Annotated in this window: 21 protein-coding genes; 5 read left to right on the top strand and 16 right to left on the bottom strand. The window is 63.5% G+C overall.

Annotated elements, in window-relative coordinates:
- Window positions 1-88 precede the first annotated feature (88 nt).
- Genes recG through DW178_RS06285 form a run of 3 tightly spaced genes read right to left on the bottom strand, consistent with a single transcriptional unit; the run spans window position 89 to window position 4,299 of the window.
- On the bottom strand, window positions 89-2,260 hold the full coding sequence (gene recG / locus DW178_RS06275) for an ATP-dependent DNA helicase RecG (RefSeq protein WP_118350183.1): 2,172 nt from the start codon (window positions 2,258-2,260) through the stop codon (window positions 89-91).
- A 9-nt stretch (window positions 2,261-2,269) separates the two neighbouring features.
- Entirely contained in the window at window positions 2,270-3,901 is a 1,632-nt protein-coding gene (locus DW178_RS06280) for a DAK2 domain-containing protein (RefSeq protein ID WP_118350184.1), read from the bottom strand.
- A gap of 50 nt (window positions 3,902-3,951) precedes the next feature.
- Complete coding sequence (locus DW178_RS06285) at window positions 3,952-4,299, bottom strand: Asp23/Gls24 family envelope stress response protein (protein ID WP_042434539.1); 348 nt, start codon at window positions 4,297-4,299, stop codon at window positions 3,952-3,954.
- A gap of 217 nt (window positions 4,300-4,516) precedes the next feature.
- Between DW178_RS06285 and rpmB the strand changes: the two genes are divergently transcribed.
- On the top strand, window positions 4,517-4,708 hold the full coding sequence (gene rpmB, locus DW178_RS06290) for a 50S ribosomal protein L28 (RefSeq protein ID WP_042434542.1): 192 nt from the start codon (window positions 4,517-4,519) through the stop codon (window positions 4,706-4,708).
- 88 nt (window positions 4,709-4,796) lie between these two features.
- Here the strand turns inward: rpmB and DW178_RS06295 are convergent, their stop codons facing one another.
- The 5 genes from DW178_RS06295 to rpe form a co-directional block, all read right to left on the bottom strand.
- Window positions 4,797-5,522, bottom strand: a complete 726-nt coding sequence (locus tag DW178_RS06295) for a zinc ribbon domain-containing protein (RefSeq protein ID WP_118350185.1) — start codon at window positions 5,520-5,522, stop codon at window positions 4,797-4,799.
- A gap of 65 nt (window positions 5,523-5,587) precedes the next feature.
- A complete protein-coding gene (locus DW178_RS06300; protein ID WP_118350228.1) occupies window positions 5,588-6,508 on the bottom strand; it encodes a Nif3-like dinuclear metal center hexameric protein in 921 nt (306 codons plus the stop codon).
- A gap of 100 nt (window positions 6,509-6,608) precedes the next feature.
- Entirely contained in the window at window positions 6,609-7,421 is an 813-nt protein-coding gene (locus DW178_RS06305) for a histidinol-phosphatase HisJ family protein (RefSeq protein WP_118350186.1), read from the bottom strand.
- 197 nt (window positions 7,422-7,618) lie between these two features.
- On the bottom strand, window positions 7,619-8,824 hold the full coding sequence (locus tag DW178_RS06310; protein WP_118350229.1) for a cysteine desulfurase family protein: 1,206 nt from the start codon (window positions 8,822-8,824) through the stop codon (window positions 7,619-7,621).
- A 10-nt stretch (window positions 8,825-8,834) separates the two neighbouring features.
- Complete coding sequence (gene rpe / locus DW178_RS06315) at window positions 8,835-9,539, bottom strand: ribulose-phosphate 3-epimerase (RefSeq protein ID WP_118350187.1); 705 nt, start codon at window positions 9,537-9,539, stop codon at window positions 8,835-8,837.
- Window positions 9,540-9,571: 32 nt separating this feature from the next.
- Between rpe and DW178_RS06320 the strand changes: the two genes are divergently transcribed.
- On the top strand, window positions 9,572-10,132 hold the full coding sequence (locus DW178_RS06320) for a methylated-DNA--[protein]-cysteine S-methyltransferase (RefSeq protein ID WP_118350188.1): 561 nt from the start codon (window positions 9,572-9,574) through the stop codon (window positions 10,130-10,132).
- A gap of 135 nt (window positions 10,133-10,267) precedes the next feature.
- Window positions 10,268-12,271: an NAD(P)H-hydrate epimerase gene (locus DW178_RS06325; RefSeq protein WP_118350189.1), complete on the top strand. Its 2,004-nt coding sequence runs from the start codon at window positions 10,268-10,270 to the stop codon at window positions 12,269-12,271.
- 120 nt (window positions 12,272-12,391) lie between these two features.
- Here the strand turns inward: DW178_RS06325 and mfd are convergent, their stop codons facing one another.
- Window positions 12,392-15,892, bottom strand: a complete 3,501-nt coding sequence (mfd, locus tag DW178_RS06330; RefSeq protein ID WP_118350190.1) for a transcription-repair coupling factor — start codon at window positions 15,890-15,892, stop codon at window positions 12,392-12,394.
- 475 nt (window positions 15,893-16,367) lie between these two features.
- On the opposite strand from mfd, the gene nth reads away from it, so the two are divergent.
- Window positions 16,368-17,027, top strand: a complete 660-nt coding sequence (nth, locus tag DW178_RS06335; protein WP_118350191.1) for an endonuclease III — start codon at window positions 16,368-16,370, stop codon at window positions 17,025-17,027.
- A 292-nt stretch (window positions 17,028-17,319) separates the two neighbouring features.
- Here the strand turns inward: nth and DW178_RS06340 are convergent, their stop codons facing one another.
- The 5 genes from DW178_RS06340 to DW178_RS06360 all read right to left on the bottom strand — a co-directional run bounded on the left by DW178_RS06340 (window position 17,320) and on the right by DW178_RS06360 (window position 22,157).
- Entirely contained in the window at window positions 17,320-17,895 is a 576-nt protein-coding gene (locus tag DW178_RS06340) for a hydrogenase maturation protease (protein WP_118350192.1), read from the bottom strand.
- A 3-nt stretch (window positions 17,896-17,898) separates the two neighbouring features.
- On the bottom strand, window positions 17,899-18,327 hold the full coding sequence (locus DW178_RS06345; RefSeq protein WP_118350193.1) for a viscotoxin-A3: 429 nt from the start codon (window positions 18,325-18,327) through the stop codon (window positions 17,899-17,901).
- Window positions 18,328-18,526: 199 nt separating this feature from the next.
- The gene (locus tag DW178_RS06350; protein ID WP_042434567.1) at window positions 18,527-19,225 is read right to left on the bottom strand and encodes a cytochrome b/b6 domain-containing protein; all 699 of its coding nucleotides are present in this window, start codon (window positions 19,223-19,225) and stop codon (window positions 18,527-18,529) included.
- A gap of 1 nt (window position 19,226) precedes the next feature.
- Complete coding sequence (locus tag DW178_RS06355) at window positions 19,227-20,873, bottom strand: nickel-dependent hydrogenase large subunit (protein ID WP_118350194.1); 1,647 nt, start codon at window positions 20,871-20,873, stop codon at window positions 19,227-19,229.
- A gap of 3 nt (window positions 20,874-20,876) precedes the next feature.
- The gene (locus tag DW178_RS06360) at window positions 20,877-22,157 is read right to left on the bottom strand and encodes a hydrogenase small subunit (RefSeq protein ID WP_118350195.1); all 1,281 of its coding nucleotides are present in this window, start codon (window positions 22,155-22,157) and stop codon (window positions 20,877-20,879) included.
- 351 nt (window positions 22,158-22,508) lie between these two features.
- Between DW178_RS06360 and pheA the strand changes: the two genes are divergently transcribed.
- Window positions 22,509-23,363 (top strand): prephenate dehydratase, encoded by an 855-nt coding sequence (gene pheA / locus DW178_RS06365; protein WP_118350196.1) that lies wholly within the window; start codon window positions 22,509-22,511, stop codon window positions 23,361-23,363.
- A gap of 189 nt (window positions 23,364-23,552) precedes the next feature.
- Here the strand turns inward: pheA and DW178_RS06370 are convergent, their stop codons facing one another.
- Window positions 23,553-24,155 (bottom strand): manganese efflux pump MntP, encoded by a 603-nt coding sequence (locus DW178_RS06370; RefSeq protein WP_286168550.1) that lies wholly within the window; start codon window positions 24,153-24,155, stop codon window positions 23,553-23,555.
- Window positions 24,156-24,280: 125 nt separating this feature from the next.
- Window positions 24,281-25,174: an adenine glycosylase gene (locus DW178_RS06375; protein ID WP_316244715.1), complete on the bottom strand. Its 894-nt coding sequence runs from the start codon at window positions 25,172-25,174 to the stop codon at window positions 24,281-24,283.
- Window position 25,175 lies beyond the last annotated feature (1 nt).

The following is a 25,175-nucleotide window of genomic DNA, read 5'->3' on the forward strand; positions in this document are numbered from 1 at the left end:
AGAAAACTTGTCTTACGGGTCTTGACTACTCATAGCTGGTCTCTTTCTGGAACCGCGTCGTCACAGAACGCGGCTCGAAACGTATCGGCTATCTTGCGGGCGCCTGCTCGGGAAACGTGCGACGAAGCTCGAGCGCGAGCGCCTGATGATCGGGCTCGGCAAGCCCGGGGTCTGCCGCCATGATGGCGGCGGCATCGGCGTGCGCGGCCTGGATGACCCGCTCGTCGCGCACGATGTTGACGAGCTTCAACGCGCTCGCCCCGCTTTGCCGATTGCCTAGGATGTCGCCCTCGCGCCGTAGCGACAAGTCGTATTTCGCCAGCTCGAAGCCGTCATCGGTGCGCTCCATGGCGGCAAGGCGCGCCAAGGACTGCTCGGATTTCGAAGTGGAGACCAAAAACACCTGCGCCGGCTTCTCGCCGCGGCCCACGCGCCCGCGCAGCTGATGGAGCTGCGAGAGCCCGAAACGGTCGGCGTCCATGACGATCATGACCGTGGCGTTGGGCACGTCCACGCCCACCTCGATGACGGTGGTCGCCACGAGCACCTGCGTTTCGTTGTCGCGGAACCGGCCCATGACGGCGTCCTTGTCGGCGGGCTTCATGCGCCCGTGCAACAACTCCACATGCCAATCGGCGAACACCGTCTGCTGCAGATAGGACGCTTCCTTGGTTGCGGCCGTGACGTTATCGCCGGCGAAATCGGCGTCCGACTCGATGCTGATGGACGCGAACTCGTAGGCCTCCTCGTCGGCTTCCCTGCCCCGACCTCCGGCCCGCTTATCGCGCGCTTCGGCATCCTGCCCGATAAGCGGGCAGACCACGTACACCTGCTCGCCGCGAGACAGCGCCTCGCGCGCCGCATCGTAAGCCCTGCCCTGATCGGCCTTCGACACGACGTGCGTGGTGCGGCGGGCCGAGTCGTTGGGACGGTGCTTGATGTAGGACAGCGTCATATCGCCGAACACCGCCAGCGCGAGCGTACGGGGAATGGGCGTAGCGGTCAGGTAGAGCGCATCGGGGGCTTCGCCCTTGGAAAGGAGCGCCGCGCGCTGCTCCACGCCGAAGCGCTGCTGCTCGTCGATGACCGCAAGCGTGAGGCGCTTGAAGCGCACATCGGGTTCGAGCAGCGCGTGAGTGCCGACGAGCACGCAGATGCCGCCGTCGGCTGCGCCTTCAAGCAGGCGGGCTCGCTCGTCATCGGGAGTGGAACCCGTGAGCAGGCCCCAGGTGACGCCCACTTCGTCGAACCACTTCCCCAGCGACGCGGCATGCTGGCGCGCGAGCACCTCGGTGGGCGCCATGAGCGCCGCCTGGGCGCCCGTGTCGGCCACGGCGGCAAGGGCGAAGGCCGCGACGGCGGTTTTGCCCGTGCCCACGTCGCCGAGCAGCATATGGTTGGCCGCCTCGGGCGCCGCCATGCGCGCGAGGATATCCGCACGAGCCTGCTGCTGCTCCGCGGTAAGGGTGAACGGCATGACACAGTCGAGCGCCGCCGCGCACGGGCCGTCCACCACATGCGCCGTCGGCTGCGCGCCGGCGGCGCGACGGGCGGCCTGCGACATGAGCGCGAGCTCGAGCAGCAGCAGCTCCTCGTACACCAGGCGGCGGCGCGCTTCGGCGGCCTCCTCCATAGTATGCGGGAAATGGATGCACGACAGCGCGGCGGCGCGCGTCATGAGCCGATACCGCACGCGCAGATCGAGCGGCAGCGGATCGTAGCAGCCTTGCACGGCATCGAGCGCGTTTCCCACCAAACGGCGCATCCACGCTGCCGAGATCTTCTCGCATGCCGGATGCACGGGGATGATCATGCCCTCGGCCACCTGACCGTCGCCGAGCTGCTCGATATAGGGATTCACCATGCGCTTGAAGCCGTAGTCGAACTCCACCTTGCCGGCGACGGCGATACCCATGCCGGGCTTGAGCTGGTCTTTCAGCCAAGGCTGGCGAAAGCATGTGACCATGAGCACGCCGGTTGCGTCCACCACCGCGATCTCGACCAGCGTGAGGTTGGGGCGCGGACGCTTGAGCTTGACCTCATGGACGGTGCCCTGGATAGTGCACGACCCGCCGATGCGCGCGCCGGCGACGGTCTCGCGCTTCGACAGGTCTATGTAGCGTCGGGGAAAGTGCGTGAGCAGGTCGCGAACCGTGCGCACGCCCAAACCCGCAAGCGCCTGCGCGCGAGCCGGGCTGACCAGCTTCACGCGCGACGCGGGTTCATCTAAGGCTAATGTTGCTGCGAGCCTATCGGCCACGTTGCCGCCCTACTCCACGGAGAAGACGATGGGATACAGGGGCTGATCGCCGCGGTGCGCGTCGATCTCCAGATCCTCGTATGCTTGCTCGATGCGCTCCTGCAGCGCCTGGAAGTCCTCGTCGGAGAGGTCCTCGCCGGCGAGCAGCGTGCAGGTGTCGCAATCGTCGGCCTCCATGTGCTCGAGCAGGCCCATGACGACGTCGGAAACGCTGTGACCCACGGCATGGATGGCGCCGTCGGCGATGCCGATGACGTCGCCGTCGGCGATGGCGTTGCCCTCGGCGTCCTTGGAATCCTTGATGGCGGTGGTGACCTCGCCAGTCTTGACGTCGGCGAACGCCTCGGTCATGGCCTCGACGTTATCCTCGAGGGATGCCTCGCCGTCCACGCCGAACATGGCGGCGAAGGCCTGCGGCACGGACTTGGTGGGCACGACGCCCGCCGGGATGTCAGACAGCTCGCAGGCGGACTGGGCGGCCATGATGATGTTCTTGTTGTTCGGAAGGAAGATGACCGCGTCGGCGTTGACCTTGGCGGCGGCATCGAGCAGGTCCTTCGTGGAGGGGTTCATGGTCTGACCGCCGGAGACGACGACGTCGACGCCGAGCGACTCCAAGATCTTGGCGTTGCCCTGGCCGGCGGCGACCGCCACGAACCCGAGCGGCTTGCGCTCGGCGTGCTGCTCGGCCTCGAGCTTCTCGGTGCGCTCCTCGGACTGCATCTTCATGTTGTGGATGAACACCTCGGAGATCTGGCCGCGCTCCAGGAAGTACGCCAGCACCTTGTCAGGCGTGTTGGAGTGCACGTGCACCTTGAACTTCGGGGCCTCGCCCACGCACAGCTCGCAGTCGCCCATGGTTGCCAGGAAGTCCAGCGCCTCGGCCTTGTCGAGCACGTCGGAATCCACCAGGAACTCGTTGCAATAGGTGAACTCGCTGCCCTCCCAGTCGTTGATCTGCTCGATCTCGACCTTCGGAGCGGCGTCGCGCGCAAAGGCCAGCTCGTCGACGAGCGGGCCCTCCTTGCCCGTGAGGGCGGCCACGAAGCCGTCGATGAGGATGGCAAGGCCGTAGCCGCCGGAGTCCACCACGCCGTTCTCCTTCAGCACGGGAAGCAGCTCGGGTGTGCGCTGCACGCTGGCATACGCCTGCTCGACGACGTGGGACAGCGACTCATCGGCCGACATCTTCTTCTTGCGGGCATACTTGGCGGCGGCAGCGGAGTCCTTCAGCACGGTGAGGATGGTGCCCTCGACGGGCTTGCGCACCGCATGGAACGCCACGTCCTGGGCCTTGGCCAGGGCGGACTCGATAGACTCGGCGCTGACCGCGTCGAAGCCGTTGGAGCCTTCGCACAGGCCGCGCAGGATCTGCGAGGTGATGACGCCGGAGTTGCCGCGCGCGCCCATGAGCGCGCCGGTGGTGATGGCCTTGCGGATCTCGGCGGCGGAGGCGCCGATGGGCAACTTGGCCAGGCTTGCAACGACGGATTCCAACGTCAGCGACATGTTCGTGCCGGTGTCGCCATCGGGCACGGGGAAGACGTTGAGACGGTTGACCTCGTCTTTGCGCGCGCTGAGGTTTTTGCTGGCGGCCGCGATTGCGTTGACCAGGTCGTTGCTGGTATAGGTACTAGACATTGATGGGATTCTCCTTCATTGGGGCAGGCGGCAAGGCGCTTAGGCGCGCGCTACTTGCGGACCTTCACGCCCTGCACATGCACTTCAACCCCGTCCAGCGGGACGCGCGCATACTCCTTCAAGACGAACGTGACCTGGTCGACCAGGTTCTGGGACACCGTGTTGATATTGGTGCCGTACTCGATGACGACGTACAGCGCCACGTGCACGCCGGCATCGGTGGCGGTGACCGTCACGCCGCGGCGCAGGCGGCTGGCGGGCAGGATCTTGGCGATCCCGTCGGCAGCGGAAGGTGCGGCCATGCCGACGACGCCGTAGCACTCGAGCGCGGCGTTGCCGACCATGTCGGCCAGGACATCGTTGGCAACATGGAGGTTGCCGGGAATGGTATCGTTCATGGCGTTCCTTTCTGGCTCGCATATGCGGGCTCGAAACTTCTGCTGGCAGTATAGCGCATGCAATTGTGCAGACGGTATGCATGCATGGCGCATGCAAGGCATAAACACGAAATAATCTTGTGATGCTGCAAGTACGTGTGGTATAGTTGGAGGGCTTTTTGTGCAAGAGCGGCGTTCGCGCCGATACATGCAACCTAGGTACATGGAGTGATGAATAATGTCTAAAGTTTGCGAAATCTGCGGTAAGGGCCCCGTTGCCGGTCGTAACGTCAGCCATTCCCACCGCGTGACGAACCGTTGGTTCCGTCCCAACATCCAGAAGGTCACCATCAAGGACGCCAAGGGCCATGTCCGCAAGGCCAACGTCTGCACCAAGTGCATGAAGGCCGGCAAGGTCACCCGCGCGTAACACCTTCGCGGAACATCCCATAAGGGAAATCGAAGGCCCCTGCTCTGTGAGCAGGGGCCTTCTTACGTTCAGGGAGCGAAGCAGCACCTTAATGCGCCTGCAAGATGAGCAGACGGCCGCAGTTGGGGCATGTGGCCACGTTGCCCTGGGAGCACATGTCGATGACGCGGCCGTGCTCGATGGGCGTGCGGCATGCGCCGCAGCGCTCCTCCACAAGCAAGGCCAAAGGCACGCCGGCGGTGGCTGCGGCGGTACGCTCGTAGAGCTTCATGTCGTCGGCGGGCACGCGCTGAGCCATGGCCTTGCGCTTGGCCTGCATGTCGGTGATTCGTTGCTTCAGCTCGCCGCCTTTCTGCGAAAACGCTGCACCGGAGCTGCGTTCGATACCCTCAATCTGCTCCATGGCTGCGGCTATCTGGGCGCGCACCGCCTTGATCTTCTCCAACTCGGCATCGACGGCGCGCATGTTCTCCTCAAGGGCATCCCGGCGCTCCTGGACGCCCGTCAGCTCCTTGGTGCGCGCATCGACGATGCGGAAATCGCCTTGCGCCTGCTCGATTTCGTCCTGGATGCGGCGGGCCTTGCCGGCCAGACCGTCATCCTCCTCGGTGATGCGCGCAAGCTTGTCCTCTGCCTTGGCCGCAAGCTTCTCCACCTGTTCCGCCTTGGCGGCGACGGCGCGCCTCTTCGCCATGGCATCGGCGACGGCCTTGCGCTCGGGCAGCTCCTGGAGCTGCTTCTCGGCGCGGATGATCTGCACATCGAGTTCCTGCATATGCAAAAACGCGGCCAAAACCTCGGAATCGATCCTCATGCGAATCCTTTTCGTTCGGGCGCCCCGCGTGCAGCCGCACCGCGGCGCGGGGCGCGGTTTGCAAGTTACACGCGCACTGCCTCGGGATAAGACCACCTGTCGCGCTGCGACACGACGGCGACCAGCTCATCGGGCACCCCCGCATCGCGCACGCTGGCGGCGAGCACGCCGCAAAACGGCAGCTCGGAGGTATCGTGCCCCAGGTCGATCACGGCCATGCCCGCCTGGGACAGGTCGAGCGCGTCATGGTATTTGACCTCACCGGCAACAAGCACGTCAGCGCCGGCGGCAAGCGCGGCGCGGCCCGTCGGGCCCGCCGAGCCCGTGCAGGTGACGACGGTCCGTACCGCGCGATCGAAGCTCCCCCACACGCGCGGCGCGCGGCCGAACACGCTGGTGCAGCGCGCGGCAAGCTGGCCGAGCGTCATCTTCTCGGCGGGAGCGCACAGCTGGCCGTAGCCCTTCTCGGCGCAGCCAGCCTTCGGCTCAACCACCCCGCGCAGCGACAGCCCCAGCATGCCGGGCAGCATGCGCTGGGCGCGGGCGGAAACGTCGAGGGCGGTATGGAAGTTCATGAGAGCCACGCCGCGCTGAATGGCGCGATACACCACCGCGCCGGAGTTCAGCGCCGGCGACGAAGCCGGCTGAAACGACGTGGGCGGCGTCAGATAAGCCGGGTGATGCGTGACGAGCACGTTCGCGCCCGCATCGGCTGCCGCATCGATGGCGCTCACCGTGGGGTCGAGCGCCACGGCAACCGCCCGCACCGGCGCCGCCGGATCGCCCACCAGAAGGCCCGTGCGGTCCCACTCCTCGGCATCCGCTGCCGGAAACTCGGCCAGAAGCGCCTGTTCGAGCGCGCCCACCGAGAGCTGGAAGCTTTTGGCGCGCAAGCCGCCGACCTCCACGCGCAAAAGCTCAGGTTTGCCCTCGCCCTGCGTCGCCTTCCCCTTCGAGCCTTCGATCTTGATCTTCTTCGAAGCCATGTCCATCAAGTCCTTCCATGTGATGAGGCTTCCCTTGGAACGGCCCGGGCCGCATGCCCCGGCCGTATGCCCCGCCGCTTCGACAGGGACTTTGCCGCCTTTACTCTAGCGCAATCTGACGTCGGTCGCCCGTTGATGTGGGAACCGTAACGCAGCGGTAGCCCGCCTCGTACATGGCCGCAAGCCCGGGCATGAGGTTGCGGTCGACCACGGCCGGGTCATGCGCATCGGTGCCGATGGAGCACGGGATGCCCGCGCGGCAGAACGTGCGCAGAAGGTCGGGCGCGGGGAACAGCTCGGCGCACGCGTACGTGAGGCCCGAGGTGTTCACCTCCACCATGCGGCCGCTCGATTGCACGGCCTCGGCCGCCTCATCGTAGAGCGGCTGGAGATTGAAGCTGGGACGATAACCGAACTTCTTCACCAGATCGGGATGCGCCATGCACGTGAAGGGCATGTCAGTGCAGCTGGCGGCCTGGCACCACACCTCGAAGTAGCGACGCCATACCGAATCGACGCCCACGTCGTGCCAGCGCGTCTCCTGAGCCGGGTCGTCGAAGGCCCATCCGTCAAGATAGTGCACGCTGCCGAGCACGTGGATGAAGTTGGAGAAGTCGAGCGCCGAGAAGTCGCGGTCCTCCTGCGCACCGAGCCAGTCGATCTCGCAGCCGGGGATGACTTGCATCTCGGGATGAGCGGCGGCCGCTGCAGCGATATCGATGAGGTAATCGGGCAGGCGATCCCACGCCATGGAGACCACGTTGTCGGGATCCATTGCCGCCGACATGGGGTAATGCTCGGTAACGGCGATGGCGCCGAGCTTGGCGGCCGCGGCGGCGTCCACCAGCTCGGCCACCGTGCCGTGACCGTGGCCGGTGTAGTTCGTATGCGTATGCATGGTTACCAGTTCCATGCGGGCTCCTTTCGTTATGCAAAACCCGCGGGCGCGATGCGGCGGATACTCGGGCCAGCAGGTTCGTTTGGCGGGGCGTGGCGTCGCGACGGACTCATGCCGCAAGCGATGCGCGACGGTGAAAACCGTTGCGCGCAGCGGATCGACGGCGGGGCAAACCTAGTCGGGGCCGCCTTCCGGCAGCCCCGAGCGATTCCCTATTCCCAGTTCAAAACCGAGTCGATGACGTCCAGGAACGCCTGAACATCCTCGGCGGTGGTGTAGCGGCCCATGGAGATGCGCAGCGCCCCGTGCGCGGCGTCCGCATCGATGCCGATAGCGCGCAGCACGTGGCTGGGCTCAAGCGAATGCGAGCTGCACGCCGATCCACCCGAAACGCCGAAGCCGCGCATGTCGAAGCGCAGGATGAGCGTCTCGCTTTCGAGCGCGTCGACGAGCACGTGAACGATGTTGGGCAGGTAGTCCTGCGAGCCGGGCGTTACCTGGACCGTGGGACGGACGCCGGGCTTTTCGGCAAGCGCGGCGTAGAGCTTGTCGCGAAGGGCCCCCAGACGCGCCTGCTCATCGGCCTGCTTTTCCTGGGCGACCTGGATGGCTGCGGCGAAACCCGCCGCGCCGCAGACGTTCTGCGTGCCGCTGCGACGGCCTGCCTCCTGTCCGCCTCCGAGCATAAATGCATCGAAGGGGGTGCGGCTTTTCACGTACAGCGCGCCGACGCCCTTCGGGCCGCCCACCTTGTGAGCGGAAAACGATGCGGCGTCGCAGCCCCAATCGACCACGTTGACGGGCACCTTGCCAAGCGCCTGCGTGGCATCGGTGTGGAACAGCGCGCCGGCGGCGTGCGCCGTGCGGGCAAGCTCGGCCACGGGTTGCACCGAGCCTACCTCGGAGTTCGCCGCCATGACGCTGACGAGCACCGTTTCAGGGCGCATGACCTGCTCGAGCGCGGCCGCGGTTATGAAGCCGTTGCGGTCGGGCTGCACGCGCGTGACCGAGAAGCCCATCTGCTCGAGGCGCTTGGCCGGGGCCAGGACCGCATCGTGCTCGATGGCGCTGACCACCACGTGCGGCTGGGCGCTGCCCGCGCCTCCGAGGCGTCGGGCGTGCGCCGCCGCCTGCGCCAGGCCGATGATGGCGGCGTTGTCGGCCTCGGTGGCGCCGCTGGTGAGGACCACCTCGTCGGGACGCGTGGCGCCTAGAGCGCGGGCGATGGCGCGACGGGCGTCCTCGAGCGCGGAGAACGCCGCACGACCGGGGACGTGCAAGCTGTTGGCGTTGCCGCCGAAGGCGATGTTTGCGCGGCCGGGCACCATGTAAGGCGCCATAGCCTGAGCAGCTTCCTCGCAAAGCGGGGCAGTTGCCGCGTAATCAAGGTATACGTAGTTTTCCGGGACCTTCGCCACCATGGGACGCCTACGCCTCCTTGGATGCCAGCGCAGCCGCACGAGCCGCCTCGGCGGCCTGCGTGACCTGGGCGATGGCTGCCGCAGGATCATCGGCGCCGCACACGGCCGAGCCGCACACGAGCACATCGGCGCCGGCGGCGGCCACGAGCGGGGCGGTTTTCACGCCGATGCCGCCATCGACCTCGACAAGCGGCGCCGCGCCCACCGCGCGGGCGAGCTCGACCGTGCGCGCAACCTTGCGCTCGGAGCCCTCGATGTAGCTTTGGCCAGAGAAGCCCGGCTCGACGGACATGATGAGCACCATGTCGAGCTGCGCCATAACCGGCGCGAGCACCTCGACGGGGGTATGGGGCTTGACGGATGCGGCGGCCTTGGCGCCGGCAGCGTGGATCATCTCGACGGCGCGCTCAAGCTGATAGCCCGCGGCGGCCTCTGCGTGCACGGTGACGATATCGGCGCCCGCCTCGAGGAACCACGGCAGCTGCTCAAGCGGGTTCGAGATCATGAGATGCACGTCGAGCGGCATGTCGGTGATCTTCTTCAGCTGCTTGACCACGGGCACGCCCATGGTGAGGTTCGGCACGAAATGGCCGTCCATGACGTCGACATGGACGTAGCCGGCGCCGCCGGCCTGAATGGCCTCGATGTCGCGCTGGAGGTTCATGAAGTCCGCCGACAGGATGGACGGCGCGATTTTAACCGGTTGGAACACGTTTGGCCCCTTCCCTTCCAAGCTCATAGGTTATGTGCGTATTCTACCGCACCTACGCCAAGACGGCGGCGGCGCGGGCGCGGCGGGCATATAATGCTGACAAGAACGAGGAAAGGGGCTTCATGGACGGCGACCGCCCGACATATTACAGCTACTTCACCCCCGCCGGCCCCATCACCGTGGCGGCGAACGGACGGGCCATCACGCGCATCGCCCTGGGAAAAGCCCCGCTCGCGGGCGTTTGCGCGCCGAGCGAGCTGACGAACAAGGCCGCGACGCAGGTGCAGGAGTATCTGGCCGGCAAGCGCACGTCGTTCTCCCTGCCGCTGAGCCCCTGCGGCACACCGTTTCAACAGCAGGTGTGGAACGCGGTGGCCGACATCCCCTATGCGCAAACCGCAACGGCGGCCGATATCGCCTGCCGCATCGGGCATGCCGGCGCGCATCGGGCGGTGGGCGCGGCGGCGCGGGCCTGCCCGTTCGCCATCGCGGTGCCGCTGCATAGGCTGGTGCGCGCCAACGGCCAGCCCTGGGGCGAGGGAAAGCCCGCACGCGTGCGCGGCGCTTTGCTCAAGCTCGAGCAAAGCCGCTGATTCCGAAGCGACCTGCCGGGACAAAGGCGGCGACGAGCTTCCCGGCCGCTTCGGCATCGTGCAGACCGCGAATAGCGAGGAAGCCGCCGGCTCGCAGATCATCATCGGCAGCGGCGACGAAAGGAGATCGCGGACATGTCGAAATTCGTGATGCCCATAACCACGGCGGTATTGCTGTTCCCGCTGATAGCGGCGCTGATCACCGCCCCGTTTCTCATCTACAAGTATCGCAAGGTGGGGAGCGTTCCGTGGCTTCATGCCGCAGCGATGTACTCGTTCGTGTTCTACCTGATGTGCGCATACTTCCTGGTGCTGTTGCCGCTGCCTGCCGATCGCACGGCGGTGGTCGCGTACGCTCAGACGCCGCAGCTTATCCCATTCCAGTTCGTGCGCTCGTTTCTGGCCGAAACCACCGCACGCCTCGACGATCCCTCCACCTGGCTCGCCGCCATCTGCGACCCGTATATGTACGAGGCGTTTTTCAATGTGCTGCTGCTAGTGCCGCTCGGCGCGTACCTGCGCTACTACTTCCACCGACCTTGGTGGCAGACGCTCCTGATAGGCTTTTGCGTGACGCTGTCGTTCGAAACGACGCAGCTCACCGGCATCTGGGGCATCTACGAGCACCCGTATAGGCTCTTCGATGTGGACGATTTGATGACGAACACGCTGGGATGCATGGTCGGGTTCTGGCTTGCCGGGCCGGTCATGCGCGTGTTGCCCGATGTCCGCGTTGCCGCACGGCAGGCCGCCGAGCGCGGAACGACCGCATCCGCCACGCGGCGCGCGCTGACGTTCGGACTCGACCTTGCGCTTTCGCAAGCGCTTGCCGGGTGCGGCTATTTCGCCGTGCACGCTGTGAACGGAAGCCGGCTGCTTGCAGGCTTCGGTATCGAGCACGCCACGTTCTGGACATGCGAATGCGCGGCCATCGCCGCGGTGTTCGCCTTGTTCCCTGTGATCACGCGCGGACAGACGCCCGCGCAAAAGCTGCTGCGCCTGCGCATCGTTCGACCCGATGCCGCGCCGGCATCCGGCGGGCAGATCGTCTGCCGTTACGCCACCTTGTTCGCCATCGTGCTACTGCCAGCATGGGCGTTCGGGCTGGTCGCAGGCGTAGACGATATCCCTACCACTCCCGCCGAGCTGCGCGCGCTCGCGTCGCTGTGCGTGCACGATAAGACGGCCTTGACCCTTATATGGTGTGCTGGCGTGCTCGCATGGGCGGCCACGCTCGCCGTGCGCGCATGGCGGGCCTGGCGCGGGCGGGCGCCGTTCATCATGCTCAACGGCCTTATCAGCGATACCCGCATCATGACCGAGGATGGCATCAAGCAGATTCGCGAGCGCACGCACGTGCTCGATGTGGGCAAGGTTGCCGAATTGGAGCAGCGCATCGCGGCTTGCGGAACTTCGCTTGGCGCATTGATGGAGCGCGCCGGATGCGCCATAGCCGACCAAATGCGCTCGTGGGTTCCCGACCCAGCGCCGATCTTGATCTTAACGGGAAGCGGGAACAACGGCGGCGACGGCTGGGTATGTGGACGCGCGCTCGCGCAAACCGGATGGCCCGTTGCGCTTGCGTGCCCGCGACCGCCCGAGCAGCTTTCCGCCGAGCCTGCGCGAACGGCTGCGCTCGAGGCGGTTACCGCCGCCGAAGCGCACGGATGGCCGCTTTCCGTGCTGGTCGCGCCGACGCCGGAAGAGCTGTCGCGCGAGCTCGATCGCGCCAGCGGCGTGGTAGACGCCATCCTCGGGACGGGCTTCTCCGGCATGCAGGTGCGCGAACCGTACGCAACCTGGATACAGCTTGCGAACCGCCGGCGATTCCACGGCAAGCTGACCCGCAAGCGGATAGGCGGCGCGCGGCATCCACAGGCCGGCAAGCGCACGCCGGCTCATGCGAAGGCGGCGGGCAAGGCGAAGGACGCGCCGTTCACCATAGCGGCCGATGTCCCCTCCGGCGTTTCGGCGCAAACCGGCGATGCCGCCCTGCCCCGCATCTATGCCGACGAAACCGTTACCATGATCGTGTACAAGCCAGGCCTGCTTGCCCGCAAGGCCGTCCCCATGACCGGCGTCGTGCGGCTTGCGCCCCTCATCGATGACGTCGAGCGCTACCTTAACGCCATGACATAATCGGGGGCGCGCCATGTGGCAGGGCGCGCGAAGCCGATTCCACCTGACGGTAAAGCGAGTCGATGCTTCGGCACACTTGCCTAGCTGTCTCTCCTCTTCGCTTCCTACGCGCCCCGAACGCTACTCCTCGCCGTGCATTTCCCGCAGGAACTTCGCCACGGGGCCGAACAGGTTGTCCTTTTCCGTAAGGCGGAAATACTTCAGCGGCAGCTGCAGCTTGCGCTTGTCCGACAGATAGCGGCCCCCGGCGCGACGCACGGGCACCATCTTGTCGCGCGGGATGTCGATGGGTTCCACCACCAGCTTGCCGGCCACCACCGACACCGTTTTGATGTGATGTTCGTTGGCAAACGCCTTGATGCGCGCCTTCTCGAACAGGTTCTGCGCCTCCTGTGGCATATCGGGACGCTTGCCCGCCAAATCGTTGTAGATGTCCTCCACGGCGCCGACGGTTGCAGCGCTTGCGATCTTGCGATACCACAGCACCCGCTCGTCGGCTTCGGGCACGTATTCCTCAGACAGATACGTGCGGCCCGGCAGGTTCACCGTGATATCGGACAGCGCCGGCGGTAGCCCCTCGGCGGCCTTCAGGTCGCCTTCGCGCGTGGCGTTCACGGCCGCGCCGAGCATCTGCGCGAACAGGTCGAAGCCGACCGCCGACATGTTGCCCGACTGCTCGGCGCCCATCAGGCTTCCGGCGCCGCGGATCTCAAGGTCGCGCATGGCGATGCGCATGCCGCTTCCCAGGTCGGTATGCTCGTCCAACGCCGTCAGACGTGCCTGCGCCTCCTCGGTAAGGTTAACGTGTTCGGGGAACATGAAGAACGCGTACGCCTGGGTGGAGCCACGGCCCACGCGCCCCTTCAGCTGATACATCTGTGCCAGGCCCAAACGCTGCGAATCCTCAATGATGAGCGTGTTCGTGTGAGGGTTGTCGATGCCGGACTCGATGATGGTGGTTGCCACCAGCACATCAAGCTGTCCGGCGGAAAACTCCTCCATCACCTTCTCCAGCGAGTCCTTGTCCATCTGCCCATGCGCCACGCCCACGCGCGCCTCCCCGGCTGCGGCCTGCACGCGTCTCACTGCTTCCTCGATGGACCGGACGCGGTTGGAGACGTAGTACACCTGCCCGCCTCGGGCAAGCTCGCGCCTGATGGCGGCGCTGACCACATCGGGATCCCACTCGCCGACGTGCACCTCGACGGGGCGTCGATCGTCGGGCGGCGTGAGGATGAGGCTCATGTCGCGCACACCCGACAGCGACATCTGCATGGTGCGCGGGATCGGCGTTGCCGAAAGCGTGAGCACGTCGATGCTCTCGCGAAGGTTCTTCATTTGCTCCTTGTGGCCCACGCCGAAGCGCTGCTCCTCGTCGATGATCACCAGGCCCAGGTCATGGGGGTTCACATCGCGCGACAGCAGGCGATGCGTGCCTACCAGCACATCCACGCTGCCGTCGGCGAAGCCCTTGAGCGCCGCAGCCTGCTGCTGCGGCGTGCGGAAGCGGCTGAGCACCTCGACGGTCACGCCGAACGGCTCGAAGCGGTCCTTGAAGTTCGTGAAATGCTGCTGCGCCAAGATGGTGGTCGGGCACAGCACCATAACCTGCTTCTTATCCTGCGTAGCGGCGAAGGCGGCGCGCAGCGCCACCTCGGTTTTCCCGAAGCCGACGTCGCCGCACACCAGGCGATCCATGGGCTTGGCGCTGCGCATGTCGGCCTTCACGTCGGCGATGGCAGCCAGCTGATCGGGGGTTTCCCGATACGGGAACGCCTCCTCCATCTCGATCTGCGCCGGCGTGTCGGGACCGAAGGCGTAGCCTTGTGCGCTTGCGCGGCGTGCGTACACGTCAACCAGGTCGAACGCGAGCTTTTTGGTGGCCGCGCTCGCCTTCTTCATGGCGCGCGACCAGTCGGCCGTGTTCAGTCGGGTGCATCGCGGCGTGGAGCCCTCGGGACCGACGTAGCGCGTGACGCGGTCGAGTTGCTCGACCGGCACGAACAGCTTGTCGCCTTCGGCGTATTCGAGCAGCAGGTAATCGCGTGCCGTGCCGTCGATCTCGCGACGCACCAGCTCCTTGAAGTGCGCGATGCCGTGCTGCGCGTGCACAACGTAATCGCCCGGCTTATACGGGAACGTGATCTCGGTGATGTCGATATGGCGGCTAGGACGCGCGGTGGAGGCCCCTTGGGTGTCGGACACGCTAACCATGCCGAGCTTCGCCTTCGGGATGATCATTCCCAACGGGATGTCCACGTCGACGACGTTGACGACCCCGCGGCGCAGGCGGCGCTTCTTCTGCCCGTCGGAATCATCGGGGTTTTCCTCGGCATCAAGCCATTCTTGAATGGGAAGGCCGTGATCGACGAAGGCGAGCATCATATCGGCGCGGCTTCGGCGGTTCGGGGCGCTAAATACTACCGTGTAGCCGTCATCGACAAGCGTGCGCAGACGGCCGAACAGCTTATCGGGGTGTCCCGCCGCCTCGACGCGCTTCACCGGCAGCTCGACATCCACGTTTCCGCCCACGCGCATGATGGACACGTACGTTGCACGTTGACACTCGCCGAAGCTGACCTGCGGAGCCGGGCAGAACAGCCCTTCAAGGGCGATGTTGGTGCCCTTGGCCTTCGCTTCCAATTCCTCGCTGGCGTGCATCATGTCATCGAACAGGCTTCGCGGCTCGATAAGCACCGAAAGCGCGTCACGGCGCAGATAGGCGCCGAGCGTGACCGGCTTATCATAGAGGTAGGGCAACAGCACGTCGCTTCCCTCGAAGCGCAATCCGCCCTCAGCGTTCTCCAAATGTTCGGAAACGCTGCGCAACGCCGGATTCGACCCAGCTTGGGCCGCAAGCTTCTTACGCGCACGTGCCAGACCCGATTTGCTGCAGGAGAACTCGACGACGGGATAGATATCGACGTTTTGCAGGCTTGAGATGGTCTGGCCCGTTGACGGCACGATGCGGCGGATCTCGTCCAGCTCGTCGCCGAAGAAGTCAAGGCGAACGGGGAAGCTCAGGTTTCCCGGGTACACATCCACGGTGCCGCCGCGCGTGCAAAACGTGCCGGGGCCATCAAGCTCGCCGGTGTTGGAGAACCCGCGCGATTCCAGAGCATGGATAAGACCGTCGAAATCCTGGATGCCCGTAGCCTGCGCGCCCGGCATGTCTGCCAGCTCCTGGCCGCAGACGAAAGACAGCGGCGTCGATGCGTTGGCATTGGCCGGCGGCAAGGTGCGCAGCAACGCCCGCGCGCTTGCGACAACGACCACCTGCCGTCCGGTCTGCAGCGCATGCGCCGCCTCCATACGCCGAGCAACGGTGGCAAGATCCGCGTGCTTCTTGTCGAACGGCAGATCGGCGCGCTCGGGGAAGCGCAGCACCTTGTCCTCGCCCAGATAGGCCGACAAGCTGCGAGCGAACGACACCGCCGCATCCTCGCCAGCCACCACCGCAAGCGTGGACTGCGGCTTATGCGAGAATCGCGCGGCGACCATGAACGGCCGTGCGCTGTTCGCGATGCCCAACGTGCCATCGTCGCCGGCATCGAGATTGGACCAAAACCCATCCAAGCATTCCGAGCGCTCGAGCGCGAAGCGCAGAGAATCGATAAGCATATGCTGCATTCCCCCATCACCATCGGCCAGCCCGGATACGGCCATACGCGTCCGGGCCTGCTTGCGCAGCTTTCTTTCGATGAAGCCGCGCGTTTTTCAAGGTGAAAAGTGTATCACGCACCTTCTTCATCGCTCGAGACGCCAAGCCCAAGCCACACGTAAACAGCAACATCTGTTCGTGTTCCAAATCTTCACGGCAGCTTTCCATTAGAACGAGCAAAGCCGTTACACAAAGCCGAAGGAACCGGCCAGACAGCCGCGCCAAACGCCCGAACAAGCAGGTTTGATATCAGAAGGAGAACACAAGGTGAATTCTTGATTCATCTGGTTTTATTCGGGTTCTCCTATGCCTACTCTGTTGGCTTCGGTGTTGTTTATATATCCAGATAACATAACGATTTTACAGCGTAAAAGCTGCGTACAATATCATTCGATATACTGCTGTTGAAATAACCCGGAATCGGAAGGATCGCCCATGCCGCGCGAGTTGATGAAGGAAAAAAGGGAACGCGCGATAGCCATCGCCCAGAGAATGGACGAGCACTTTCCAGCCGCTGAGTGCGCGCTGCATTATTGGGGTGACCCCTTCAAACTGACTATAGCGGTATTGTTGTCAGCGCAAACCACCGACAAGGGTGTCAATAAAGTCACGCCAGCATTATGGGAACGTTACCCAACGTCGCATGCACTAGCCAATGCCGATGTAAACGAAGTAGAGGAGATCATCCGCACCATCGGCTTCCACCATGCGAAAGCCGCGAACTGCGTCAAATGCGCTCGAATGGTGATCAGCGACTTCGGCGGAGAGATTCCACAAGATATGACGTTGATCCAAAAACTGCCGGGCGTGGGACGCAAAACCGCCAACGTGGTGCTCAATGAAGCCTTCGGCATTGTGGAGGGCATTGCGGTGGATACGCACGTGTTCCGTATCGCGCACAAGCTGAAGCTGGTGGGACCCTCGGCGGATACGCCCCAGAAAACTGAAGACGCGCTCCTAAAGCTTTATCCGAGGCAGTACTGGGGACCGATTAATCACCAGTGGGTGCTGTTCGGCCGCCAAACATGCATCGCCCGTCGCCCGAAATGCAAAGAGTGCTTCTTATGCGATCTTTGCCCGAACAGCGGAAAATGAACGAGTTAAATGAGGCGCCTAAAACCCAGTAAAGCTATAAGTGAACCAATAGTCGTTCGCATTAGACTCCATCAATTATCGCGAACGCATGCAGATGAGGACGGTTCTTTGCAGCCCATGAGCTATCCCGATTAGCAATCACTTAAGCAAGTGCTTCCGTTTAACGAATATCTTCCCCAACCTGCCCGTTTGGGTGATTATGTTCAAAACAAAAATGGGCGCCTCCCAATAATGCAGGGAGACGCCCAGAAACCTACGAAATAACGAGCGAAAACCAAATAGGCTCAGCAGACTACTCTATCGAAGCCTTCGGAGATAACGGGAACCCCAGTCGTGCCAATTCACCAACCACAACGTCTACCAGCAGCGGCAACGCATCATGCACAGGCCTGGTAAGCCCTTCGGTCGCTTCGGCAGGAGAAGCGTTTTCCACCTGCATACCCAAACACAGGCCCTCAGCCTGATATCCCAATAGCGCGGCGGAATCGAACAAGTCGATCAGCTTCAAGTCATGCAAGCTTGCCGTGATACCGACATGGCGCGCCATCGCATCGGGCGCATAACGAAGCACCGTGCCAGCAGGCTGACCGGAATCATCAACTGCATCGACAGTCAGGATCACGTCGAATTCTCGCACACGATCGATCATGGCTAGAGACAAACAACCAAGGTCCAACAGCTCAACGTTATCCGGGATGTCATACGACGCCATAAGCTCGTCATAAACGGCAGGCCCGACGCCATCGTCAAGCATCAATCGATTGCCAACGCAAAGGACCGCCACACGCTGCGGGCGCAGTTCCTCGGGAACTGCCACATTGCTGGCGACGTATTCGCGCAAACCCCAGCTATCCTCCTCGCAAGCCATGCTTTAACCCTCCATCCCCGGACGGATCATCAAGTTGTACCACGTAGCGAAGCCGAGCATCGCAAGCCCAATCACAATGCATACCACAGCCCAGATACGTTCACGACGCACGTACGTTTCCTTGGAAACGCCTCGAGCTACCGCACGATGCGCCGCAAAAGGCTGGCTCAGCCGAGAAAACAAAAACGTGACCGCAACCAACACAAGGCCGATAATCACAGCAAACGCAATCGCAAGCGGCGTGCGTTCAGAGTACGCAGCATAAAACAAATTATCGGCAACCAGCCACAAAGGATAAAACAAGATGGTAGCCCAGAAGCCATGAGCCGGACCCCAAACGGGAGGCAGGAACAGCGCGCCGATGTTCCAACGGGGAATATCTTCAAGGAACTTCTCTTCGCAAGCAATCTGCTCTTTGGTTAGCTCAGCCATACATAACCAATCTATCAGGGGATATGACGCACACAATAAGATTTCAGATAATTGTACCCACACGTCAGCGCATTGTCGGCGCAAGGCAAAAATCGCCACAGGATTCCATGCACGACCCCGTTACCTCAAGATGCAAAAAAAGCCCGACCGCCGAAGCGATCGGGCTTTCAAATCAGCTGCAATGGCAGATAGCTAAAAACTAGTGCTGCTTGCCGTGACCCATGTCATCCTCGCCGATGATGTTGTGGATGTCGGGATCGTAGACCAGGCCGCCATGCTCCTTATGGAAGAACATGAGCAGCGTAGGAGCGATACCCTCAACGTTGGCCAGGTAGATGTGGATGAACATGAAGCAGATGAACACGAACATCATGAAGTAGTGGATGATGCGCATGCTCATGATGCCGCCCACCAGAGACGTGCCCGCTGCGAAGAACGGGATCTCAGAGGTGGGAACCCACAGAGCCAGGCCCGTGTAGAACATCAGAATGATGAGCACGGGGATGAACAGATAGCTGATCTTCTGCGGAACGCCCAGCTTAGCGGACAGCGGGTGATCCTTCTTGAAGAACAGATAGTACTTGATCCACTGCGGACCCTGATGCAGGTTATCCTTCTGCGGAAGCCACGTCTTGTAGTCGGTAACCTGCTTGCGGGTACCGCCGGTCGGTGAAGACTTCACGATGAAGGCCATGATCAAACGGCAGATGCAGTTGATGAACAGCACAAAGCCGAAGAACACGTGCAGACCGCGGGCCATGGACTCAAAACCCCAGAAGAAGGGGTAGTGAATATAAAAGCCGGTGAAAATCAGCAGAACCATGGCAACAAGGTTGATCCAGTGCGTGATCACGAACGGCATCGGATGAGCTTCACGATAGTGTGCCAGATGCGCCATGTTACTTCACCCCCCAAGGGCTCGTGACGGTTTCGAAACGCTTGCCCGTAGCAGGCTCGGAGATATGAACCGAGCAGGCCGTGCAGGGGTCGAAGGAGTGCACCGTGCGAAGCGCGTTGATGGGCTTCTCGATATCGCCCACCGGCACGCCGATCAGAGCCTCCTCGAGCGGACCGTGCTGGCCCTTCTCGTTCTTCGGAGCCAGGTTCCACGTGGACGGGATGATGATCTGGTAACCCTGGATCTTGCCGTCCTTGACCGACTCGCTGTGGTAAAGGGCGCCACGCGGGGCCTCCCAGAAAGCGGAGCCTTCGCCAGTGTTGGTCTCAGGAGCGCGGAAGTACTCGGAGTCGCCGGACTTCACGGCCTCGATCAGCTCATCGACCCACTCCTTCATGCACGTGGCGATGTAGAGCGTTTCAATCTGGCGGATGGCGGTACGGCCGAGCGTGGACTGAGCCACGGACAGGTCGCCCTCATGGCCAAGGGCCTTGAGGAACGCATCAACATGCTCCTTGATGAACGGCACGTTGCGCTTGTAAGCTGCCAGGACACGGGAAAGGCTGGTGGCCTCCATGGAGTTGCCGTTGTAGGTCGGGCACTTCACCCACGTGTAGCGATCGTTCACGTTGTAGTCGGTGTACTGGGGCTCGGTGGTGAAGTTCGGCGCCTGATAGGTCTCGGAGCCCTTGTACCAGGAACGGCCGACCCACTCGGCGATGGCCTTCTCGTCAGGCTCGGAGAGGTTGAGGTTCTCGTCGAGCACGCCGGAGGGCAGGTAGCGGTTGGACATCTTGAAGTCCTCGCGCTCGAAGACACCCCAAGCGATGTAGCGACCCGGGCCCTTGCCGTACCCGAAAGCATCAGCATAGTACGGGGCGATAGCCAGCACGTCGGGGATCATGGTCGCCTCGACCCAGTTGTACAGCTCGTCGACCAGCAGCTTCAGGTCGTCGAGCTTCTGGTCGGTGGGCACGAAAGCCGTACCGCCCGGACGCAGGGTCATGATATGCGGCATCTTGCCGCCCAGCAGGGCGCTGATCTGGGAAGCCTTGGCCTGCATGCCCAGGGCCTCCAGGTAGTGGGCCGTGCAGATAAGATCGAGCTCGGGCGGCAGCTTGAAGCCGGTGCCGTCCTCGGCATCGAACCAGTTGCCGCTGAAGATGGACAGCTGGCCGTTCTCGGCGAACTGGGACAGATGCTCCTTCAGAGCAACGAAGTCGCTGTTCATGGAAGTGCCGGCAGCACGAGCCAGATCCATGGCGTCGGCCGGGTCGGCCTTCAGCGCGTTCAGCGGGTTGACGTAGTCAAGGCCGGCCAGGTTGTAGAACCACAGGATGTGGCTGTGCAGGAACTGGGCGCCTTCCTGGATGTTGCGGATGATGCGGGCGTTGTTGGAGATGGTGATGCCATAAGCCTTCTCGGCAGCGATGGAGCTGGCGTGGGCGTGAGACACGGGGCAAACGCCGCAGATACGCTGCACGATCTGGGCAGCGTCCTCGGGCGTGCGGTTCTCAACGACCAGCTCGATGCCGCGGAAGCAGCCACCAGATACCCAGGCGTCGGATACCTTGCCGTTCTCGACTTCCATCTCAACGCGCAGATGGCCCTCGATACGGGTTACGGGATCGATTACGGAACGCGTCATGGCTTACCTCCCTTCCTTGGTTGCATTGGGGTCGTCGTGACCGGTGTCTTCCTTGTACATCTTCTGGCGCTCGGCCTCGGACACCTCGTAGGTGCCCACGGACTTCTCGGGGTGCTTGGCATCCCAGGCGCGCTTCTTCTCGAAGTCCGCGCCGCCGTCCATACGGCCGGTGGCCTTCATGCCGAAGCCGTGCACCACGAGCGCTGCGGCCAGAAGGCCGGTCACGCCCACGGCGATGGTGGTGGGCTGCACGTCCCAGTCGCCGATATGCAGGCTGCGGTGACGCTTCAGGAACGGGGTGTTGACCTCGACCCAGTTCTGGCCCGGGTCGTTGGGGTTTGCCTCGCAGCAGCCGATGCAGGGGGCGCCGGCCTGGACGCACCAGCTGCGACGGTCGTTCCACATGACCACGCCGCAGTTGGACTTGGTCTGGGGACCGCGGCAGCCGAGCGGATACAGGCAGTAGCCCTTCTTCTCCTCTTCGGAACCGAATTCGTAAACGAACTCGCCGTTCTCGAAGTGGCCGCGACGCTCGCAGTTGTCATGGATGGTCTGGTTGAAGATGCCGGCCGGCTTGCCCTCGGAGTTGAGGTCCAAATCGGCGGGCTTGAGCTTCATGAGCACAACGTCGACAAGCAAGCTGGTGAGCCACTCGGGGTTGGCCGGGCAGCCGGGGACGTTGACGACGGGCACGTTGATGCCGGCCTTCTTGAGGTACTGTTGCACGCCCATGGCATCGGTGACGTTGGGCTTTGCGCCCATCCAACCGCCGTTGACGGCGCAGGAGCCCAGCGCGACCACGGCGTTGGCGTTCTTTGCGGCCTCGATCAGGTGCTCGGTGCCGGGCTTGCCAGCCACGCGCAGGGCGTTGCCGCCCCACTTCTCCTGAATTGCGCCTTCGTAGATGAGGATGTAGTCGCCGGCCTCGATGGTCTGCTCCTTGGCCTCCTCCATGGAGTAGCCCGCTGCAGCGGACAACGTCTCGGAGTAGTTCAGGGAGATCATGTCCAACACCACCTCTGCGGCGTTGGGCGTCTGAGCCTGGGCGAACGACTCGGTGCAGCCGGTGCAGGATGCGCCTTCGACCCAGATGACCGGGTAGAGGTTACCCTTCGTGGCGCCGATGACGGACGTCTCGAGAGCCTGGGCTACCTGCGGGACCGTCAACTGGGACAGCCCGGCAGCAGCGGCCACGGTACCGCACAACTTCATGAAGTCGCGACGCGTGACCCCCCTGGCCTCGAGCATGTTCGCGAACGCGGACATTGCGGCCTCTCCTTCCATACGCACACCTCCTTACAGGTGTATCTCGTCTGACCTGTTTCCAGGCCCTTTTGCATATGGAGCAAAGATACGCAAAGAGCGCGCGGCCAATGCTCGGCTTATGCCGGCGATCGAGCTTGCAGCCTGGATGGCGCCGCACGCAACGCGACGGAAAGCGCGGGGCTTGCAGAACCCGGGCCTTCCGTCGTGAAACGCGCGCACGCGCCTTCGCCGATTGGGGATGAAATCGCAGACTTCCATCCCCAGTCGTCTCCACTCCTGTTCATTATGTTATCACTCGCGCTTTTTTATACAGAACCGTTATCATATCTTCGCAAGATAAATGAATAAATCTGCATGAAGGAGCTTCGCATGACCGCTGAACCCCCATCCGCGTTCGCTTACCTGGGCCCCGCCGGAACCTACCACGACGAGGCTGCGCGCGCATTCGCCAAACGTTTAGGCATAGACGACCCGCAGCTGATCGAATGCCCTTCGCTGTCCGAGGTGTTCGACTGCGTGGACCGCGGGAAATGCGAGTACGGCGTAGTGGCCACGGAGAACGCGCTTGAAGGGCCGGTGACCGCCACGCTCGACAATTTCGCGTTCCGTTCGAGCGCCACCATCTTGGGCGAGCATGTGCTTGACATCCATCATTGCCTGATCATGCATCCCGAGGCCACCCTGAACGACGTGAAAACGGTTGCCAGCCACCCGCAGGGCCTGGCCCAGTGCCGCCGCTATCTCAACGACAACCTCCACGGCATCCCCACCGTTACGGTTGCGTCCACCGCCGACAGCGCGCGACGCGCGGCGTCCGACAAGTCCGTCGCCGGCATCGGCAACGCCTTCGCCGCCCAGCTCTACGGGGCACGCGTGGCCGAAACGGGCATTGAGGATCACTTCGGCAACCAGACGTCGTTTGCGCTCATCGGCCGCCAGGGCCATGTCCCGGTGCTGACGGGCAGCAAGTTCAAGACGTCGCTGGCCCTGTTCCTGCAGGCCGACCGCCCCGGCGCGCTGCTCATGATCTTATCCGAATTCGCCTACGCCGGCATCAACCTGGTCAAGATTCAAAGCCGCCCCACCAAGCAGGCGCTCGGCGATTACATGTTCTTCGTGGACATCGAAGGCTCCACGCAAGACCTCGAGGTGCAAACCGCCCTGAACTGCCTGCGCCTGAAGCTGCGCGAGGTGAAGGTGCTCGGCAGCTATCCGGTGGAGTAGCGCCCCGGAAGCGCTGCGCGAACGGGATGGAGCCGAAGTGGAAAGCAGCCCGCGCCCCGTTCGCCGTTCACGATGAAAGCGACGAACGGGGCGCGGGCGCTTATACGAACGAGGCTCAAGGTCTTGCGCGCACTTATATATATGCAGCGAAACGAACGCGGCCGCCCCAAGGAGCGGCCGCTTCGCCGTTTATAGGGCGATGACGCCAAGGTGCTCAAGCAGCGTTTTCACGCCGATGAGGATGAGCACCGCGCCGCCCACGATGGTTGCGGGCTTCTCGAAGCGCGCGCCGAAAAAATGGCCGACGGCAACGCCTACGAAGCTGAGCACAAAGGTGACCACGCCGATGATGGCAACGCTCGGCACGATGGCCACCTGCAGAAACGCGAAGGTGATGCCCACGGCAAGCGCGTCGATGCTGGTGGCTATGGCCAGCATGATCAGCTCCTTGAGGTCGAGCCTGGCGCCTTGCGCTTCTTCGCCCTGTTCGTCGTCCTCATGGAACGCATCCCACAGCATCTTGCCGCCCACGAACGCCAGCAGCGCGAACGCGATCCAGTGGTCGATGGGCGCGATAAGGTCGGCAAGCTGACTGCCCAGGGCCCAGCCGATAAGGGGCATAAGCGCCTGAAACCCGCCGAAGAACAGCGAGATGATGGTTGCCTGCCTTATGTTCAGGCGGCTCATACCAAGCCCTTTGCAAACGGAAACGGCGAAGGCGTCCATGGAAAGCCCCACGCCGATCAAGAACAACTCAACGAACCCCACGATGATCCTCTCGTCTTGAACCATACCCCCATCGGGCGCATGAACCCGCACCCCCGAACGGACACATAACGCTACGTCCCCGAAGTGTCACGATTCGGACACTTCGGGGACGTAGCGTTATGTGTCCGGAATTTGCGGGCCGCTGTTCTTTATGGGAACAGGCGCCCGTCCTCCTGGCGGAAGAAGCCTTCCCGTTCCAGGTCGGCGCAGATGCCGGCGAACAGCTGCGGGTCAACCGCTTCCCTTCCGGCTGCGCGCTCCTCAGCGTCTAAGCGCACCGCCGCCTGCTCGACGGCGATGCCCGGGCATGCCAGCACGATGCGCACCAGGCATGCTCGCTTCTGGCGGCGCGACCCCTCGAACGCCGACTGACGCGTGTAATGCGCGCTGCGCCGCGAGGCGTTTCCCACCTGCGACTTCAGATCCGCACCAACATCCAACAGCGCGTAATACCACCGGCGAACCTGGCCCGCTTCGGGACAGCAGGCCGCCACCAAAGGCTCAAGCTGCTTATCCGAAACCGCTTCGCAATCGGGGAACAGCGTGTGGATGAACACGGTGCGAACGTTCGTCTCGATATAGATAGCGGGAAGATTGCGGGCGAACGAGGTGACGCCGGCCGCCGTTGCCGGCCCGATGCCCGGCAGCTCCTGCAGCTGCTCCACCGTTTCGGGCAGGCGCCCGCCGAAGCGCTGCGAGCATTCCTCGGCCGCACGCTTGAGCGCCAAGGCGCGGCGGTTATAGCCGAGCCCCTGCCATTCGGCAAGCACATCGGCGGGCGCCGCGGCAGCCAGCGCATCGGGGGAAGGGAACATGCCCATCCAGCGCTCCCATCGCCCCAGCACGCGCTTGACCTGCGTTTGCTGGAGCATGACCTCGCTCACCAGCACGCCGTAGGCGTCATCGATGCCGCGCCACGGCAGGTCGCGATAGAGTCGCTGCCCCTCAGAGAGCACGTAGCGGCAAAACTCGTCCTGAGACATGGCGGCGCCCGCGGGCCAAACCGCGGACGCCGCAAGATCGGCTATGCTTTTGCGCGCCACG

The organism is Eggerthella sp. AM16-19 (assembly GCF_003474385.1).
Taxonomy (GTDB): domain Bacteria; phylum Actinomycetota; class Coriobacteriia; order Coriobacteriales; family Eggerthellaceae; genus Senegalimassilia.